General features: G+C 64.4%; 17 protein-coding genes. 5 read left to right on the top strand and 12 right to left on the bottom strand.

Translation table 11 applies throughout. The features are described 5' to 3' along the window. Positions 1-24: 24 nt before the first annotated feature. Together JQ616_RS06765 and JQ616_RS06760 are read right to left on the bottom strand one after the other, a co-directional pair. The gene (locus tag JQ616_RS06765; RefSeq protein ID WP_212013248.1) at positions 25-972 is read right to left on the bottom strand and encodes an alpha/beta fold hydrolase; all 948 of its coding nucleotides are present in this window, start codon (positions 970-972) and stop codon (positions 25-27) included. 574 nt (positions 973-1546) lie between these two features. Next, a complete protein-coding gene (locus JQ616_RS06760) occupies positions 1547-2470 on the bottom strand; it encodes a division plane positioning ATPase MipZ (protein WP_212013247.1) in 924 nt (307 codons plus the stop codon). A 274-nt stretch (positions 2471-2744) separates the two neighbouring features. Here JQ616_RS06760 and panC point away from each other — a divergent pair, with 274 nt between their 5' ends. Both panC and JQ616_RS06750 read left to right on the top strand, forming a co-directional pair. Further along, positions 2745-3596, top strand: a complete 852-nt coding sequence (gene panC, locus JQ616_RS06755) for a pantoate--beta-alanine ligase (RefSeq protein ID WP_212013246.1) — start codon at positions 2745-2747, stop codon at positions 3594-3596. A 145-nt stretch (positions 3597-3741) separates the two neighbouring features. Continuing rightward, complete coding sequence (locus JQ616_RS06750) at positions 3742-4488, top strand: hypothetical protein (protein ID WP_212013245.1); 747 nt, start codon at positions 3742-3744, stop codon at positions 4486-4488. Positions 4489-4527: 39 nt separating this feature from the next. Here JQ616_RS06750 and JQ616_RS06745 read toward each other — a convergent pair whose 3' ends face one another. The 5 genes from JQ616_RS06745 to JQ616_RS06725 all read right to left on the bottom strand — a co-directional run bounded on the left by JQ616_RS06745 (position 4528) and on the right by JQ616_RS06725 (position 7782). Further along, on the bottom strand, positions 4528-4968 hold the full coding sequence (locus JQ616_RS06745; protein ID WP_212013244.1) for a DUF1489 family protein: 441 nt from the start codon (positions 4966-4968) through the stop codon (positions 4528-4530). A 151-nt stretch (positions 4969-5119) separates the two neighbouring features. Then, positions 5120-6067 carry a hypothetical protein gene (locus JQ616_RS06740; protein WP_212013243.1) on the bottom strand — a complete coding sequence of 316 codons (948 nt, stop codon included), beginning with the start codon at positions 6065-6067 and terminating at the stop codon, positions 5120-5122. 155 nt (positions 6068-6222) lie between these two features. Next, entirely contained in the window at positions 6223-6426 is a 204-nt protein-coding gene (locus JQ616_RS06735) for a hypothetical protein (protein WP_092114848.1), read from the bottom strand. Positions 6427-6643: 217 nt separating this feature from the next. Beyond that, entirely contained in the window at positions 6644-7012 is a 369-nt protein-coding gene (locus JQ616_RS06730) for a YidB family protein (protein ID WP_212013242.1), read from the bottom strand. Between the two features lie 116 nt (positions 7013-7128). After that, positions 7129-7782 (bottom strand): glutathione S-transferase family protein, encoded by a 654-nt coding sequence (locus JQ616_RS06725; RefSeq protein ID WP_212013241.1) that lies wholly within the window; start codon positions 7780-7782, stop codon positions 7129-7131. A gap of 117 nt (positions 7783-7899) precedes the next feature. Between JQ616_RS06725 and JQ616_RS06720 the strand changes: the two genes are divergently transcribed. Then, the gene (locus JQ616_RS06720; RefSeq protein ID WP_212013240.1) at positions 7900-8577 is read left to right on the top strand and encodes a DUF599 domain-containing protein; all 678 of its coding nucleotides are present in this window, start codon (positions 7900-7902) and stop codon (positions 8575-8577) included. 22 nt (positions 8578-8599) lie between these two features. Then, entirely contained in the window at positions 8600-9238 is a 639-nt protein-coding gene (locus JQ616_RS06715) for a hypothetical protein (protein WP_212013239.1), read from the top strand. A 69-nt stretch (positions 9239-9307) separates the two neighbouring features. Here the strand turns inward: JQ616_RS06715 and JQ616_RS06710 are convergent, their stop codons facing one another. The 5 genes from JQ616_RS06710 to JQ616_RS06690 all read right to left on the bottom strand — a co-directional run bounded on the left by JQ616_RS06710 (position 9308) and on the right by JQ616_RS06690 (position 15391). Further along, complete coding sequence (locus tag JQ616_RS06710) at positions 9308-10210, bottom strand: hypothetical protein (RefSeq protein WP_212013238.1); 903 nt, start codon at positions 10208-10210, stop codon at positions 9308-9310. Between the two features lie 176 nt (positions 10211-10386). After that, a complete protein-coding gene (locus JQ616_RS06705) occupies positions 10387-11172 on the bottom strand; it encodes an aldo/keto reductase (RefSeq protein ID WP_212013237.1) in 786 nt (261 codons plus the stop codon). Positions 11173-11235: 63 nt separating this feature from the next. After that, positions 11236-12555 (bottom strand): cytochrome-c peroxidase, encoded by a 1320-nt coding sequence (locus JQ616_RS06700; protein ID WP_249136556.1) that lies wholly within the window; start codon positions 12553-12555, stop codon positions 11236-11238. A 36-nt stretch (positions 12556-12591) separates the two neighbouring features. Next, positions 12592-14229, bottom strand: a complete 1638-nt coding sequence (locus JQ616_RS06695) for a phospholipase C (protein ID WP_249136631.1) — start codon at positions 14227-14229, stop codon at positions 12592-12594. Between the two features lie 256 nt (positions 14230-14485). Continuing rightward, positions 14486-15391 (bottom strand): AraC family transcriptional regulator, encoded by a 906-nt coding sequence (locus tag JQ616_RS06690; protein WP_212013234.1) that lies wholly within the window; start codon positions 15389-15391, stop codon positions 14486-14488. A gap of 107 nt (positions 15392-15498) precedes the next feature. On the opposite strand from JQ616_RS06690, the gene JQ616_RS06685 reads away from it, so the two are divergent. Continuing rightward, positions 15499-16248, top strand: coding sequence for an SDR family oxidoreductase (locus JQ616_RS06685; protein ID WP_212013233.1), 750 nt, complete (start codon positions 15499-15501; stop codon positions 16246-16248). Positions 16249-16268: the final 20 nt, after the last annotated feature.

Genomic DNA, 16268 nt, shown 5'->3' with positions numbered 1-16268 from the left:
CCAGCCCGCCTCACGTGCCGGCGGTCAGTTCGTGACCGACGGACCCTTCTTGGTCTCGGTCTTGGTCAGCGAGAGCGACTTCTTGAGCTTGTCGGTGAAGCTTTGCGGGGGCTTCTCGACCGGCACGTAGAGCGAGACCGGGCCGGGCTCCAGGATCTTCGGCGGCGCATTCCTGGTGTCGACCGGCGCGACAGCGGTGCTGTCGGTGTCGGCCAGGAATTTATCGAGCATCGCCTGGATCGAGTCCTTGGCCTTCTCGGGCCCGGTGTCACGCATGTCGTTATGCTGGAAGTTGGTGTTCACGACGGTGATGCCGGCCTTCTCGCACTCCTCCTCGTCCGGCACCACGCCGGGATCGGGCTTGAACTGCGAGTCATGCGAACGGAACGACAGGATCTTGAACTTGCCGTCGGTCATGAACGGCACGCGCAGATTGTCGAGCGTCACGACCTTCTTGATCTCGTCCGGGTACTGCTTGGCGAAATACATCGCGATGTCGCCGCCATTGGAATGGCCGACCATCGTCAGCTTGCTGTAGTCCGCATTCGGCTGACGCTTCTTCATCTCCTCGATCGCGAATTTGATGTTGGTGATGCCGCGCTGATACTGCGGCAGACGCCCAACATAGATCTCGCCGACCTTGGTCACCATCGGTCCGTCCGACGGCAGGTCGTTCTGAATGCTGATCGCCAGATAGCCGCGCGCCGCGAACACGTTCGCGAGGAAGGAATATTCGGTGAATTTGACGGTATTGCCATGATTGAGGATCGCAACCGGCAGCGTGATCATGCCAGCGTCGGCCTGCATCTCCTTGTCGAAGCGCACGGCAACGTCGACCGCGACCGGCCGCTCATCGCGAGTCGGATCCTTGAACATGAGAGTTTCGTGACGGATCGCCCACTTGCTCGCGGTGAAGTACGCCGCCGTGATCACCACGGAGAGAGAAAGCAGAACGAGAATTCCACGCTTCATGACGTCCTCGAGGTGCCCGCCTTTTCAGGGCTATTCTTGGCCGGAGACTCTTCGGCCTCCTTGTCAGGATATATGTCACAGCACCGTGACAGGAAGTCCAAAAGTTGGGACTTCGCAGCACGTTCATTGTGCGGTGCACACAACCTTTGTGCAATCGCTTCTATGAACATGGCACTGTGGCACGATATTACCTCTGAGCCAACCAGCACATTCGCGCGCGGCGGCATGGAGGAAACCGGATTTGGACAGCATTGTTCCGGCAAATTGGCAACGAAATGGCAGGAACCCCCGCAAGAATACCGTGCTTCCGCAGCGCGCGGAAGTGACGATCGTCATCTGCTGGACGCCTGTCGCGGCCCGGAGATTTGCCTGGCGGCGGCCGCGCCCGGTTCAGCCCGGCGGCGAGATCGCGCCCAGCACGTCCTCGAAGACGGTGTGCTGCGTTCGAAACGCCTCCGTGCTGTAGTCCGCGATCGATCGCGATTCCCGACGGCAAGTGAGGCGACGCCCTTCGAGACCGACTTCGTGTTGTGCAGGTACCTCTCCGTCCCGCAGCTCGACTTCGGCTGGCGGGCTAGCTGCCGATGATGTCGTCGACTTCCAGCGGCTTGTCGACCTGGCTGAACCATTCGGCCCGGTTGGCGGCGCGGCGGCGACCGCGCTCGTCGAGCGGCAGCTTGAGCTGACGCAGCAGGCTCATCACCTCCTCGCGCGCCGTGACGTGCCCGAGGCTCGGGCGGGTCCCGAGCGTCGCCAGGTCGATATCGTCGAGCGCGGTCAGCCCGCGCGGGAAGAATTCACGATAGACCACACGCTCGGCAAAGCCGTCCACCGAACGGAACCCGAGCCTCAGCGACAGCTGCTTCAGACCGTCGGCGACCAGCTGCTTGTTGCGCGAGCCGAGCATCGACAGCCGGTTGCGTACCACGATCCAGTCGGTCGAGGCGCCGTCAAGCTGGCGGCGCTTGCGCCTGGTATCGCGCACCATCTCGGCGTAGTGGCTCTCGCCGGTCACCGCGTAGGTCGCGGGATCGACGGTGCCGAGCACGTCGAAATCGAGGAAGCTGTCGTTGATCGGCGTCACCAGCGTGTCGGCCATCGAATGCGCGAGCCGCATCAGGTAGCTGTCGGAACCCGGGGTATCGATGACGATGAAATCGTAGGCACGTTCCACCGCGCTCACCGCGGCCATGAACTGCTGGAATTCGGTGTTCTCGTTCTCCTCGATCTGCATCGTCTCGCCGTATTTGATGCAGTGATGTGCCGGAAGCTCGAGGTCGAGGCCGCTGCGCCGCGCCCAGGCCTCGCGATTGCTGATGTAGCGGGTGAAGCTTTGCTGGCGGCAGTCGAGATCGATGCTGGCGACGCGCTGTCCGGCCTTCAAAAGCGCGACGGCGATATGCAGGGCGGTGGTCGACTTGCCCGAACCACCCTTCTCGTTTCCCAGCACGACGACATGTGCGGAGCCGGACTGACCCTGACTAGCCTGCACCAACATGATTCAATCCCCGGCAATGATCTTCAAATCGAGCACGCCTTCGGTCAAGTGAAATGCATCACTGCGCGCGGAAATCAATTGCAGCCGTCCTTAATGATGAATCGAACGAGCAAGCCGGCTGCGTCGATCGGCGGCACGCGGCCTGCGATCCATGCGTATGCGAGATCGGGTAATGCTTGCTCGGCGGTTTGCCGATAGCGGCTCGGACTTGGTAAGGTCCGCCACCTGCCGAACACCGAACGTCCCACCCCGATTGCCCACGAGTCGAGACCAGATGCCGAGAAATCCCACCGTCGTCCGTAACGTCCCTGCCCTTCGTCGCGCCGTCGACGCCCTGCGCGCCAAGAAGGCGACCGTTGCGCTGGTCCCAACCATGGGTGCGCTCCATGACGGCCATGTGTCGCTGGTGCGGCTCGCCAAGCGCCGCGCCAAGCGGGTCGTGGTCTCGATCTTCGTCAACCCGACGCAATTCGCGCCGACGGAAGATTTCGGTTCGTATCCGCGCACCTGGAAGGAAGACCTCGCCAAGCTCGCGGCCGAGGGCGTCGATCTGATCTGGCACCCCGAGGTGAAGGCGATGTACCCCGACGGCTTCGCCACCAGGATCGTGCCGGAAGGACCGGCCACCGCGGGACTGGAGGATCGCTTCCGGCCGCATTTCTTCGGCGGCGTCGCCACGGTGGTCGGCAAGCTGTTCACGCAAGTCCGGCCCGACGTCGCGATCTTCGGCGAGAAGGACTTCCAGCAGCTCCGGGTGGTCACCCAGATGGCCGCCGACCTCGACCTCGGCGTCAAGGTGGTTGGATCCAAGACGGTGCGCGAACGCGACGGCCTCGCGATGTCGTCGCGCAACGTCTACCTCTCGGCCGAGGAACGGCGCGCCGCCCCCGCGCTCAACCGGGTGATGAAGGAAGCGGCAGGCCGCCTCCGCGCCGGCGATAACACCGCAACCGTCATGGCCGACGGCGCCGCTGAGATCGCCAAGGCCGGCTTCGTGCTCGATTATCTCGAGGTCCGCCACGCCGCCTCGCTGGCGCCGATCGGCTCGCTGAAGGACGGCCCGATGCGAATGCTGGTGGCGGCCAAGCTCGGCACCACGCGCCTGATCGACAACATCGCGGTCTGAAGCCGGATTCGTAAAGTGTGAGGCGGTTCACGCGCAAACAAGCTGCGAGCCTGTAATGAGGGGCCCGGCCTCATCTGCGCGGCCGGGTCCTGCTTGCGCCACGCTCGCGACGCAGCGATGATCGCGCCTTTCACAGGCGGTCGGAATGAGCAGATATTTCAGGCAAGGCATTGTTCTCGGCATCGCGCTGCTGGCCGCGGGCCTTTCGCAGGCGCAGACCCGGCCGCCGGTCGGCGGCGTCAATTCGGTGCCCGGCGCGATGATCTTCTATGTCGCGCATGGCGCGCCCGATGCCTGCGGGCCGGGCTGCTCGGACTGGATCGCCGCCGAAGGCTCCGTGCAGTGGGACACCTACAAGCGCCTGCTGGCGATCCTCGACCGCCAGAACGGCCGCAAGCTGCCGGTGGTGATCAACATCAAGGGGAATTCCAACCTCAATGTCGCCGCCAGCCTCGGCCGCATCCTGCGCGATCGCAACATCGATGCCGTGGTCGCGGCGACCGAGGTCGAGGCCTGCACCGGAAAATCCGAGGAGGAGTGCTTCGCGCTGAAGCGACCCGGCGGCCCGCTGGATGCGAAGGAGATGCTGTCCGGCATCGCCTGCGATTTCGCCTGCGTGCTGATGCTGTCGGGCGGCGTGCATCGCAGCCTGCCGGCGGGCAGCCACGTCGTGCTGAGTGGCATGGAGATCCACAACCGGCTCGCACCCAATGTCTCGGCCGAGCATCGCGAGAGCCTGACCTCGATCTTCACCGACCAGTTTCGGCGCTATCTCGGCGAGATGGGGATCGACCACGAGCTGCTCGACGTCGCCGTCAGCAAGGCCGGGGGCGGCCGCTATGTCGAGATCCCGGCCTCCGAATGGGGCCGGCTGCATCTCGTCACTCAGTAATTGCTCAGAGCAAGCCGATTGCTCACAGCAATCCGATGCTCAGAGCAATCCGAGGTCGCGCAGCTCGCGGCGCATCGGCTCGGGCATCGACGCCACGCTGGCGGCGCTCGACTTGGTGAGATCGGCCGGAGCGGAATCCGCAGTTAGATAGCGCCAGCCCTGGAATGGCCGCATCGGCCGCGGCGACACCGCGATCACCTTGGGCTGCATCACGATGCGACAGCGTCCGATGCCGTCCTTGTCGCGGAACGGCTCGATCGCGACGATCTTCTCGCGTGCGGCGATCTCGCCGCGGATCACCCAATACAGCGAACCGCCGGCAAGGAGCTCCTCCTCGCGCTTCGGCGTCATCCGCGTGATGTGGACATGGCGGAGCGGCAGGCCCTTTTTCTTCGCAGTCGCCATCCGTTCGGCGACCCAGCCCTTGAGTTCCTTGACGGAGTCGCAACCGACGGCGAGCTTGATGAGATGAAGCGGCATGCGCCGGATGTAGCGGCCGGCGCGGGCTTTGAAAAGGGAGCGCTGTCCACGGCAGTGGATAGCGGGATTTACGCGCACGAAACGAGGCCGTGATGACGGCTCAGGCCGCCGTCATCACCTTCGCCGTCACGGCTGGTCTCAGTGCGTGGCCTCAGTCCTGGCTCGCGGCCGCCGGCGCACTGGCCGCAGCAGGCGGCGGTGCCGCCGCGGGCGCAGCAGCCGGCGCGATCTGGACCGGACGCTTCGCCGCGGTCGGCCGCTTCGGGGCAGCAGGCGGCGTGGCCGCTGCGCGGGCGGCCGGTGGCGGCGCCGCAGCGGCCGGCTTCGCCGGTACGGGCGTCATGATGCTGACCGGCGGGGTGTCCGCCGAGCTCGGAAACTCCGCATTGGTCGGCCTGCCCGTTGGCATCGACGGCGGCAGCGCCGCGACCAGACCGGCGGCCGACGCCTGGGCAGCGGTCGGCGCATTCCAGGATCCCGCATAGCGGGTGACCAGGTTCTCGTAGGTCCGGTCGTTCATGTTGGCGATGATCTGATGATTGTCGCCGAGCGAGCGGAACGCGGGGCATGCGGTCGGCGTGCAGTGGTCGCGCGCCATCAGCGCATAGGCGACCAGGCCGTAGCGGTCGTGCTCGATGGCGCGGCGCAGCGCCTGCAGCTCGGTGGTCGAATTGCGTTCGGCGGTCGCGAGGTCTCCGAGCGCGGTCAGGCGCGAGACCTGCGCCGCGGCATAGCTGACCGCCGCAGCGGCGGTGTCGGATGAGCCGAACAGCACCTTCTCACACGCATTGAGAACGGCGTCTCCGGCGAGGTCGTCGACGCAGGCCAGCGCTGGCACCGTCTGTCCGGTCAATTGCGCCGTCCGCGTCTCGGCCGGCGCCGCCTGCCCGCCAGGGCCGAAGCCACGGATCGTCGCCGCGACCGCAACCGCGATCGACAGCAGCGTAATGACGGTCAGGGCGCCATTGGCGACGGATTTTTCCGCGCGCAGCAGCGTGACCAGAACAACGATCCCAAAGAACCCCGCCGCGGCCAATGTGAGCCACATCGGGAAGGTCGGTGAGCGCCAGATCTGGTCCAGCGAGGAAGCCCAATTCATGCGCGATGTCCCTCAACGCAGCGTAAGCACAATCGGCGGCGGCGAACGCCGCCACCCCGACGTCCAACCTTCAGCACAATGGGTCTGCGAACAGGGCCTTTTGACGGCGGCGGCGGCGCGGAACCCGCTCCAGCCGCCAGCTTGCGCACAGCTGATCAGGACAGCGCGAGCTGACTCTCCTTGGCTACCCGTTCGAATGCTTCAGTCGAGCTCTTGATGCGGTACTGGCAGTCGTCACCATCGGTCGGCAGCAGGCGGATCACCTCATAGGTGCCGCTCGCCGCCGGGCGCGCCACGTTGCTGGCGGTGAAATAGACGATCTCGCCAATCGAGTACTTATGCTTCAACGCCCTCTCCATTTTCTTAGAGATTGCAGGCCGAGCTGACAGTCCCGATAGCTCTGGCCGGCATTTTGAGAACCCTGCGGCAAGCTAGCACATCGCACCGCCCCAAATCCAGCAAGATTGAGGCATGGCAAAGCTACGATTTTTGCAGGTTTTTCAGGGCGATAGACAGCAATTTATGTGCCAGCCGGAAATTGCCCGCCAACCCCGGCTGGAACCCGGTTCCACCGCTTCAGGCGGTATGCGGGAGCTTGCCATTGGGGCTCGCGCCGTCGACCGCACCGGGAAGCTGCTGGGCCAGCACCTGGGACAGCTGGTCGACCGGAATGTTGAACTTGGCGGCGAGCTGCTTGACCGTGTCACTGCCCAGCACCTCCTGGAGCTGCTGCGCCGTGATCGGCAGGTTCTGACCGGTGCCGATCCAGGATTTGACCTGCTCGCCGAGCCCGGCCTGCTCGAGCTTGGCGACGATCGCCGACAGGCCGCCCTGCCCGCCATTGCCCATCACTTGGCCAAGCACAACGGGGATGACTGCTGCGCCGAGCTGGCCAAGCATGCCTTTCAGCTCCGGCGAGTTCTCCAGGGAATCGAGAATGCCCATGGTCTAAGTCCTTTCACGACTTGCAAAACCGCTGTTCCGAATTCGACGCCTTCGGCTCCGCGGCGTCAAGCCGCGATCTTTGCGAACGCTGTCACAATTCGGAAGCGCAGCAACGGTCAGACGTCCTCGAATCGGGCGATCCGCAGCGTCTCGGCCTCACCGTCGCGGGTCCATTCCTGGAAGGCCGGAAGCTGCATCATAGCGTCGACATAGTGCTGCGCCTGCGCCCTCACCGGAATCGCGTACGTGCGGAAACGATGCACCACAGGGGCATACATCGCGTCCGCCCCGGAGAAAGTCCCGAACAGGAACGGGCCCTGCTTGCCGTAGCGCGCGTGGCAATCGGCCCAGATGTCCTGGATCCGCGCCACATTGGCCTTTGCATCGTCCGACAGGGCGATAGCGCGGATCGGCCGGTGCAGGTTCATGCCGCATTCGCTGCGCAGCGGCACGAAGCCGGAGTGCATCTCCGCCGAGACCGCGCGGGCATGGGCGCGCGCGGCGCGGTCCGAGGGCCACAGCTTCGCCTCGGGAAACTTCTCCGCGAGATATTCGATGATCGCCAGCGAATCCCACACCGTGACATCGCCATCGATCAGCGTCGGCACCTTGCCGGCCTTGCTGAAGGAGAGGATGCGGTCCTTGTCGGCCTGGTCCGTGTAGAGCGGGACGAAGATTTCCTCGAACGGGATGTCGTTGGCGCGCAGCGCCAGCCAAGGCCGCATCGACCATGACGAATAGTTCTTGTTGCCGATGACGAGCTTGAGCATGTCTGGGGAATCCTGTTGCCACCCCAGTTTGCCATAGTGCATTGCACGCGTTCAACCTGTACATGACGCGGGATGCGGCGCGGAGCGGCAGCCCGCGCGTTCACGAAGGAAGGCACCATGACCGGCTATTGGGTCGACATCCTGGCCGTCGGCTTCTTTGCGCTGGAATGGCTGGTCTACGCCATCACGCTGGAGCACACCGCCTATGGGCGCGACAGCCTGTCGGCGCGGATGCATATCTACCGCGAGATCTGGGTGCGGAATCTGCTCCACCGCGAAGCGCGGATGGTCGATATGCAGATCATGGCGAGCCTCCAGAACGGCACCGCATTCTTTGCCTCTACCAGCCTGATCGCGATCGGCGGCGCGCTGGCGCTGCTGCGCGCCACCAATGACGCGCTCGCCGTGCTCGGTGCGCTGCCGGTCAACCTCTCGCCCTCGCCCGCGCTGTGGGAGATCAAGTGCATCGGGCTGATCCTGATCTTCATCTACACGTTCTTCAAATTCGCCTGGGCCTATCGCCTGTTCAACTACGTCGCGATCCTGTTCGGCGCGATGCCGCCGGCCGGGCAGCACGACACGCCGGAGGCGGAGGCCCATGTGATCCGCACCACGCGGCTGTTCGAGACCGCCGGCCGGCACTTCAACCGCGGCCAGCGCGCGTTCTTCTTCGCGCTCGGCTATCTCGGCTGGTTCCTCAGCCCCTGGGTGCTGTTCATCACGACAGCCGCGGTCGTGATCGTGATCTGGCGCCGGCAGTTTGCCTCGAACGCCTGGCAGGCGATGGGCAGCTGAGCCCTGGGGGCGCGATCCGGATATGTATGATCCAGTCAGCTACGCGATTACTCATACGATGCTATTCGCAATCTCCGCCGGACTTGCTGTGGGAGTTTATCGCAGGTGGCGGACCACAGCGACCAATTTGCTTGGCAAAGTTGCCATCTGCATAGGCGCAATGGGCGCGCTCGGTCTTTTTGCCTCGTTCTGGCTTGCCGGTTCTCCTCCCGACTTTCTGGAGCACTTTGAGCTTCCCAACGATCCGCTTCAAGGCGTTCACCTCACGGCTCCAGACGGCCGCGTGTTCATCGCGAGCCCTGCGATCATGCGGATGCAGCGCTACGGTCCCGAGGGCTTCGAGAAGGGCTTCATGTATGCGCTCAACGCCCGCAGCTTCAGGATGTCGGCATCCGGCAACATCTTGATTTGTGGACGCACCAATGTGCTGCTTACATTGAGCGCAGACGGCAACGAGGTGCCACCCCGCAGGACGTGCCATGATGGCGTCGAGCCGTCGCCCCTCTCCTACGCGAGCCGGGCACAGGTGCCGGGAATTGCCTTCAACTGGATTTCGACCATGGCCGTGCCATTGTGGAACCCGATTGCAGGCTGGCTCATTGCCATTCTTGGCTCTCTTCTCCTCCGGTTTTCCTCGTCCAAGAAATCGACAGCGTCTTGAGAGCCATTTGGCGCAAGACTGCTTCCTGGCACATGTCGCCGGAGACAGCGGCTCCGATCTTGCCTCGACCTACGACGCAAAATCGCGCGGCGTGAAGTCGAGGTCGAGCACCTTCCATTCGCCGTAGCGGTCCCGTGGCAGCATCGCATAGGGCTGGCAGGCCTGCAGCGCCTCGGTTGCGCCTTTCAGCAGCAGCGGCCCCTTCTCCGATGCGGTGGCTTCGATCAGCAGCGGCGACGAGGCAAGCTTGCCGTCAGGCTTCATGAACACCCGCAGCTTGATCCTGACGTCATCGCTTGTGCTCACGTTCGGCGGGAGCTTCAGGCAGGTCTTCAGGTGGCGGCGGAATTCGGCAGCCACGCTGGAGCCGACATCGGCCTGTTCGGTGGCCGCCGCGTCGAAATTATCCTTGCCGGGACCAGGACCGGACGGCGCGTCGGCGGGCGGCTTCACGGAGATGTCGGGCGGCAACCCAAGCATCACGTTGTATTTCACCGACAGGTCAGGCTCGGGCTGCGTATAGGCAGGCAGTGACGCCGCCGCCTGTTGCTGCGGCATCGGCTGGGGCATCGGTGGCGTCTGTGGCGCCGGCTGTGGTGGCTGCGCCGGCGGCGGCTCGGCCGCGGCATGCTGCGGCGACGGGCTGGGCTTGGGCGCCGGCTGTGCCGCCGGCTGCGGCGCGGCCTGCTGTTTCTGCGGCGCTTGCGCCTGGGCCGATGGTTCGGGCTTGGGGGAGTCGACCGGCTTGTCGAGCGACGGCAATTGCAATTCGGGGGTCGGCGACGGGCTCGGCACCGGATCGGGCTCGACCTCGCTCTTGGCGACCTCCTGCGGCGTCACGATCTCGACCGGCACCGTGTCAGCGGCGACGGGATCGAACTGGTGAACCTCCGAATACAGGAAAATCAGCGCGAGCAGCATCAGGTGCACGAACACCGATGCCAACATGTCCGCGTTTGGCCGAAACTTCATCCCGCTCGATCACATCAGTGATGTCTCCGCGCCGGCAACATTACCGGCCGGAACCCGCCTGCCTCAATCCCCCTTCGGTTCAAATCCGCAAGCGGCCAGCGCGGAATAGCATGATCCGGGCCGTTGCCCAGCGATTTTCCGCGCAATGATACCCAGGCAGATGGCGCATCGGCCGATCAACGCGCGCCCGCGCCAGCCATCGCCGAAATCTCGGCCATGTCCGCATCCGACAGCTCGAAATCGAAGATGTCGATGTTCTCCTGGAGCCGCTCGAGCTTCGAGGTGCGCGGGATCGCAGACACATTCTGTTGCACCAGCCAGCGCAGGCAGATTTGGGCCGCCGTCTTGCGGTAGCGGTCGCCGATCCGCGCCAGTGCGCGGTCGCCCTTGACCCGCCCCTTGGCGATCGGGCTGTAGGCGACGAATGCCATGCCATGGCGCCCGCAGGCCTCGATCACATCGGCCTGGGCGACATAGGGATGGTACTGGACCTGATCGCAGGCCAGCGACTCGGGACACGCTGCCACCGCCTCCTCGATCAACGCGACATTGAAGTTCGAGACGCCGATATGCCGCGCCAGTCCCGCCTGCTTGACCCGCGCCAATGCGCCGAGCGTCTCGGCGAGCGGCACCTGCGGATTGGGCCAGTGCAGCAGCAACAGATCGACCTCGGTGAGCCGCAGCCGCGCCAGGCTCTCCCTGGCGGAGCGCTCGAGATCCTTCGCCATGAAATGCGTGGTCCAGATCTTGGTGGTGACGAACACATCGTCACGCTTGATGCCGGAGGCGCGCAGCCCCTCGCCGACTTCGCGCTCATTGTCATAGATCTGGGCAGTGTCGACGTGCCGGTAACCGAGCCGCAGCGCCTGTTCGACGATGCGCGCGCAAATCCGCCCGCGCAACTCCCATGTGCCGAGCCCGATCGCGGGAATCTTAGCGCCGTTGCCTTCGACGACGTTCATGCGCCCATTATGCGCGCATGGCGGAGACCTGCCAACTCACGTATCGGTTCCGCTGGTGACAGTTCACCGCTCCGGCTGGTAGCCGTCGGTCAATGTCTTCAGGAAGGCGATGATGTCGGCCTCGTCCTGCGAGGTCATCGCCGGCGACTCGCCGAGGTGGCGCTCGAACGGCGGATCGCTGACGTCGACATTGCCGTGATATTTCTCCGGCAGGTCGTCGTATTTCCTTAACCGTCCGTCGGCTGTGCGCGGAAACACCTTCTCCGGATTGGTATCGCGGAAATTATAGAAGTCGAGCACCTGCTCGAGGCTGGTGAAAACGCCGTTGTGGAAGAATGCCCGGCGCGTTGCGGTGTTGCGCAGGGTCGGCGTCAGAAACATCCCGCAATATTGCGTCTGCTCGGCAATGTCGGTGCGATACGGGCCGCAGACCCCGAGATCGAAATGATCGGGATCGCGGTTGCCGGCGAGCGCAGCGTTGCGCGGGGCGCCGAGCGCTTCATACTGATGATCGGTGAACAGCGGCGGCAGGCCGTCGCGGGTCGGCTGCGAGGTGTGGCAGCCGCCGCAATTGGCTTTCTCCGGATCGTTGAAGAGTTGCAGACCGCGCAGCTCGTTCTCGCTGAGCCGCGCCTTGCCCTCCAGCCAGTAGTCGAACTTGCTGGAGTAGGGATGAAAGCTCGGCTCCTCGACTTGATAGCGCGCGACCGCGAACATCGCCTCCGCGACCAAGAGCCGCGTATTGTCGAAAACGCCGGCGCCGAACAGTTCAGCAAAGCGCGGGGCGTAGCTCGCCTGGCGCAGCTTCTGCGCCACCACCTCGATGCTGCCGCCGTCCATTTCGTTGGGATCGAGCAGCGGGAGGATCGCCTGATCCTGCAACGTGTCGGCGCGGCCGTCCCAGAACAGACCGCCCTGCGGCACGATGTTGACCGCTGACGCGGCCGTCCCGGTCGCGATTTTCTTGGCGCGCGCGGCCTGCTGGCCCGCCGCGGCCAGTTGCGCGAAGTCGACGACGTTGTCGTCCTCGTCCTTCTCCGGCCCGATGCTGAAATTCGGCTGGCGCTCGAGGTAGGTCAGGCTTGGCACGGCGCGCGTGCCCTGCCGGGATTGCGCGGGCCCGCCGAGCATGACCGGGCCATCATTGGGCGGACCATAGGCATGGTCCGGACTGTGACAGGATGCGCATGACAATGCGCCCGACGACGACAGCGAGGCGTCGAAGAAGATCTTCTGACCGAGCTGCGCCATGCCGGACAGCGGAGCGACCGGCGGACGCCTGAGCTGCACCGGGTTCGGATTTGTCCCCGGAAGCCCTTGCGTCTCGACAGCCGCAACGACGCCGGCCATGCAGAGCAGGCCGGCGCCGAGAAGCCACAACATGCGGCCGTTCATATGACGTCCAGTGATCCGAGCGCGTTAGTGATGGTGATGCTCGTCGGGCGGGCTGACGATGACGGTGCCGGCCGTCGGATCGAGGAACAGCTTGTTCTGCCGATCGTCACCGTCGTGATCGTGACCATGATCGAAGTCGAACATGTCCGCGATCGATCCGACGCTGGCGTCGAACGAGCCGCCGCCGAGACGCTGGCCGTGCAGCCAGTTGTCCTCGATGAAGCGCACCACGGAGGCCTGCGAGATCAGCGTGTGGCTGACGTAGTTCCGCTTGGCAAACGGCGAGATCACGATGAACGGGGTACGCGTGCCCGGACCGCAGCGGCCATTCACCGGCTGGCCGTTGAGGCCCTTCGGCTGCGTCTGCTTGCCGATGCCGCGGCCGCACTGGCCGGGACCGTTGACTTGATCAGCGGTCGGATCATACGAGGCGCTGATCGGTGCAAGGTACTGGTGGTCGTACCAGCCGTCTGAGTCGTCATAGGTGATGATGACAGCGGTCTCACCCCACTCCTTCTGCTTCTGCAGGAAGTTGATCAGCTCGACATTGCCGGCCTGCTCATCGAGCGGATCGGAGTTGCCGGCATGACCGTCCTGATAGGCCGGCATCTTGATGTAGGAGACGGCCGGGAAATTGCCGGCCTTCACCGACGCATAGAAGTCCTCGAGATCGTAGCCGTGATTGGCCGGATCGAGCGTCTTGCTGCCGGGCACATAGGTGTGGCCGATCGCATTGACCGAGCTCGGCCGCGCATGGGTCGGGTTGGCGGTCGACTTGTAGTACTGGAACCAGGCGTGGTGCGGGATGTAGTCGACGATGGTGCCGTTGACGTTGCTCGAGAACGTGCTGCGGCCGCAATTGGTGGTGCCGTTGGTGTTCTTGAGCGTCAGGTCGAAGCCGCCCATGAAGCTGCCCCAGCTGATCTGCTCGGCATTGAGCAGGTCGCCGATATTCTTGCCGGTCATCAGCATCGTGCTGGTCGTGCTCGAGCACTGGTCGTAACCAGGATCGGTGTCGCCGATCAGCGTCAGGCCGCCCTGCCCGTCGGCAATCGACGACGATGTACCGATGATGTTCTGCACGCCGTTGGTCTGGCCGGAGATCACCTCGATCGCACCGGGCGTCGACGGACCAAAGGTGTCGGTCCAGTTGTTGTCGCTCATCGCGAAATTCTGCGCGTAATTCCAGAACGCGGTGACGGTGTTACCGTCGAAATAGCCCATCACCTGCCCATTGGTGCCGAACGCGCCGACGCCGCCGGCGGTGCCGCGACCGGTGAATTCCGGAAACAAGTCTTCCTTGCCGTTGTCGACCGCCTGCTGCTCGGGGGTGTAGGAGTGATTCTGCGAGCGCGTGTTGGCCTGGGTACGGTCGAGACGGAACGGATTGGTCGCGCCGGTGCCGTTGGCCGGATTGAGGTTCGGGTTGTTGGTCAGCAGATTGGCATTGGCGAGGTTGTTCACCCGCGGCGTATGCGGCTTCGCGGTGAACGGAATCGATCCGGTCGGATTGGCCGCGTTCGGGTACGTCGCAAAATAATGATCGAACGAGCGGTTCTCGTTGAAGATCACGACGAGATGCTTGATCGGCGTCGCTGTATGGATGTGGTGCGGATGATGATCATCGCCGTGATTGTCGTCCTGCGCCGCAGCGCCGTACATAACCGCAGTAGCGGCGATCAGACAGACTCCGACCGTCGAAAGAAATTTGGCTTTCACCGTAGCGCCCCTTGATTTTACAGATTTGTGACGTCGACCTGCGGCAAGTTAGCCATCGCCGATGACAGCCCTGTGTAAGTTTTGTGCGAGCAACACTTCGTCACAGCGATTCATCATCGCGCGTTTCGATTCGCGCGTCGGTTGCAGCGACTGCGAGTAATGATTGAATCGATCTTGGTCTCGATGACGCGAGACGCCGTCATGAGCCGATTTGCTCGCGCGCATATTGTGTCGGCGACAGTCCGACGTGGCGCGTGAACGCAACGCTAAACGCGCTCGCCGAACCGTAGCCGACGCGCTCCGCGATTTCGGCGATGCCGCTTTCGCTTTGACGCAGCATGTTCTTGGCCATCGCCATGCGCCAGGCCAGCAAATACTCCATCGGTGCAACACCGACGGCACGGCTGAACCGCTCGAAGAAGGCCGAGCGCGACAGCGCGGCCTCCTTCGCCAGTTGCGCGACGGTCCACGCCCGCGTCGGGCTCTCATGCATCCGCCGGATCGCAACGGCGAGGCGCTCGTCGGCGAGCCCGCGCACCAGGCCCGGCGACGCGGCGGTGCCGGCCGTCGAGCGCAGCGCTTCGATCAGGAGAATCTCGAGCAGACGTGTCAGAACGACTTCGCGCGCGGGACGCCGTTCGCGGAATTCGTCCCGCACGAACTGCATTAGCGTAGCGAGCCGCGGTTCGCCGCGCACATGCACCAGTTCGGGAAGCAGCGACACCAAGAGACCTGCGTCCGGCGAGCCGAAGCTGCAATGGCCGACCAGCATCCGCAGATCGGTCGGGCCGTGCTGGTCCCCAATTCTGAACTCTCCGGTGGCGAGCGCGACGGGAGGCGTGACAGCACTCGCCCCGGGAGGCGGCGCGAGGCTGGACATCGCAACGTCGTGAGCCGCGGGCATCAGGATGAAGTCGCCGGCGCCCAGCTCGATCGTTTGGTCGTCGTCGACCTCAAGCCGGCACCCGCCCTCGAGCACCACACAATAAAAAGGGCGCCCGACATCGGAGCGGCGGACCTGCCACGCCCCGGCGCCGACTACCGCCTTCGAGAACCCCGCGCTCGGCTGCAGCAGCGTGACGACCTCTGCAAGCGGGTCGATCATATCCGGACTCCTGCAAATGACTCTTGGACTGTCAAATATAGAGGGTCCGGCCACTGACACCTATCATCTGTATCGTCAAATCACTTCCAAGAGCCCCAAAGAACACCATGAACACCATCCTGATCACCGGATGCTCGTCCGGCTTCGGACTCGAAACCGCGAAATACTTTCTCGACCGCGACTGGAACGTCGTAGCCACCATGCGCACGCCGCGCGAAGATGTGCTGCCGCGATCGGCGCATCTGCGCGTGCTTGCGCTCGACGTCAGCGACCCCGAGAGCATCCGCCGGGCCGTCGAGGCCGCGGGACCGATCGACGCCCTCGTCAACAATGCAGGCTTCGGCGCGGCCTCGCCTTTCGAGGCCACGCCGATGGCGACGATCCGCGAGCTGTTCGAGACCAACACGTTCGGCACGATGGCCTTGACGCAGGCGGTGCTGCCGCAGTTCAGGCAGCGCCGGTCCGGCGTTGTCGTCAACGTCACCTCGACCGTGACGCTGAAATCGATCCCGCTGATCGCGTCCTACACCGCGACAAAGGCGGCGGTGAACGCGTTCACCGAGTCGATGGCGCTGGAGCTCGCGCAGTTCGGCGTGCGCGCATGCCTGGTGCTACCGGGTCGTTCGCCGGAGACCCGGTTCGGCGATACCGCACGCACCCGTGTGCAAGGTCTCGACCACGAAGCCTATACCGACCTCGTCAAGAGCGTCTTCGCAAGCTTTGGCGACGCGGGGCCGGTCACCTTTGCAAAGGACGTCGCCGAAGCGGTGTGGCGCGCGGTGACCGATCCGTCGAGCCCGATGCGGATACCCGCCGGTGCCGACGCCGTGATCTGGGCCGCGGAGGGCCGGGCCTAGCGATGGAGTCCCGTCGCAAT

It is taken from the genome of Bradyrhizobium tropiciagri (assembly GCF_018130545.1).
Classification (GTDB): Bacteria; Pseudomonadota; Alphaproteobacteria; order Rhizobiales; family Xanthobacteraceae; genus Bradyrhizobium; species Bradyrhizobium tropiciagri_A.
The sequence above is the reverse complement of the archived record's forward strand: the minus strand, read 5'-3'. Positions and strand labels throughout refer to the sequence as shown.

Excerpts from the sequence above, each read along its gene's own strand:
- JQ616_RS06765 (WP_212013248.1), bottom strand. The coding sequence starts at position 972 with ATGAAGCGTGGAATTCTCGTTCTGCTTTCTCTCTCCGTGGTGATCACG.
- JQ616_RS06760 (WP_212013247.1), bottom strand. The coding sequence starts at position 2,470 with ATGTTGGTGCAGGCTAGTCAGGGTCAGTCCGGCTCCGCACATGTCGTC.
- panC (WP_212013246.1), top strand. The coding sequence starts at position 2,745 with ATGCCGAGAAATCCCACCGTCGTCCGTAACGTCCCTGCCCTTCGTCGC.
- JQ616_RS06750 (WP_212013245.1), top strand. The coding sequence starts at position 3,742 with ATGAGCAGATATTTCAGGCAAGGCATTGTTCTCGGCATCGCGCTGCTG.
- JQ616_RS06745 (WP_212013244.1), bottom strand. The coding sequence starts at position 4,968 with ATGCCGCTTCATCTCATCAAGCTCGCCGTCGGTTGCGACTCCGTCAAG.
- JQ616_RS06740 (WP_212013243.1), bottom strand. The coding sequence starts at position 6,067 with ATGAATTGGGCTTCCTCGCTGGACCAGATCTGGCGCTCACCGACCTTC.
- JQ616_RS06735 (WP_092114848.1), bottom strand. The coding sequence starts at position 6,426 with ATGGAGAGGGCGTTGAAGCATAAGTACTCGATTGGCGAGATCGTCTAT.
- JQ616_RS06730 (WP_212013242.1), bottom strand. The coding sequence starts at position 7,012 with ATGGGCATTCTCGATTCCCTGGAGAACTCGCCGGAGCTGAAAGGCATG.
- JQ616_RS06725 (WP_212013241.1), bottom strand. The coding sequence starts at position 7,782 with ATGCTCAAGCTCGTCATCGGCAACAAGAACTATTCGTCATGGTCGATG.
- JQ616_RS06720 (WP_212013240.1), top strand. The coding sequence starts at position 7,900 with ATGACCGGCTATTGGGTCGACATCCTGGCCGTCGGCTTCTTTGCGCTG.
- JQ616_RS06715 (WP_212013239.1), top strand. The coding sequence starts at position 8,600 with ATGTATGATCCAGTCAGCTACGCGATTACTCATACGATGCTATTCGCA.
- JQ616_RS06710 (WP_212013238.1), bottom strand. The coding sequence starts at position 10,210 with ATGAAGTTTCGGCCAAACGCGGACATGTTGGCATCGGTGTTCGTGCAC.
- JQ616_RS06705 (WP_212013237.1), bottom strand. The coding sequence starts at position 11,172 with ATGAACGTCGTCGAAGGCAACGGCGCTAAGATTCCCGCGATCGGGCTC.
- JQ616_RS06700 (WP_249136556.1), bottom strand. The coding sequence starts at position 12,555 with ATGTTGTGGCTTCTCGGCGCCGGCCTGCTCTGCATGGCCGGCGTCGTT.
- JQ616_RS06695 (WP_249136631.1), bottom strand. The coding sequence starts at position 14,229 with ATGTACGGCGCTGCGGCGCAGGACGACAATCACGGCGATGATCATCAT.
- JQ616_RS06690 (WP_212013234.1), bottom strand. The coding sequence starts at position 15,391 with ATGATCGACCCGCTTGCAGAGGTCGTCACGCTGCTGCAGCCGAGCGCG.
- JQ616_RS06685 (WP_212013233.1), top strand. The coding sequence starts at position 15,499 with ATGAACACCATCCTGATCACCGGATGCTCGTCCGGCTTCGGACTCGAA.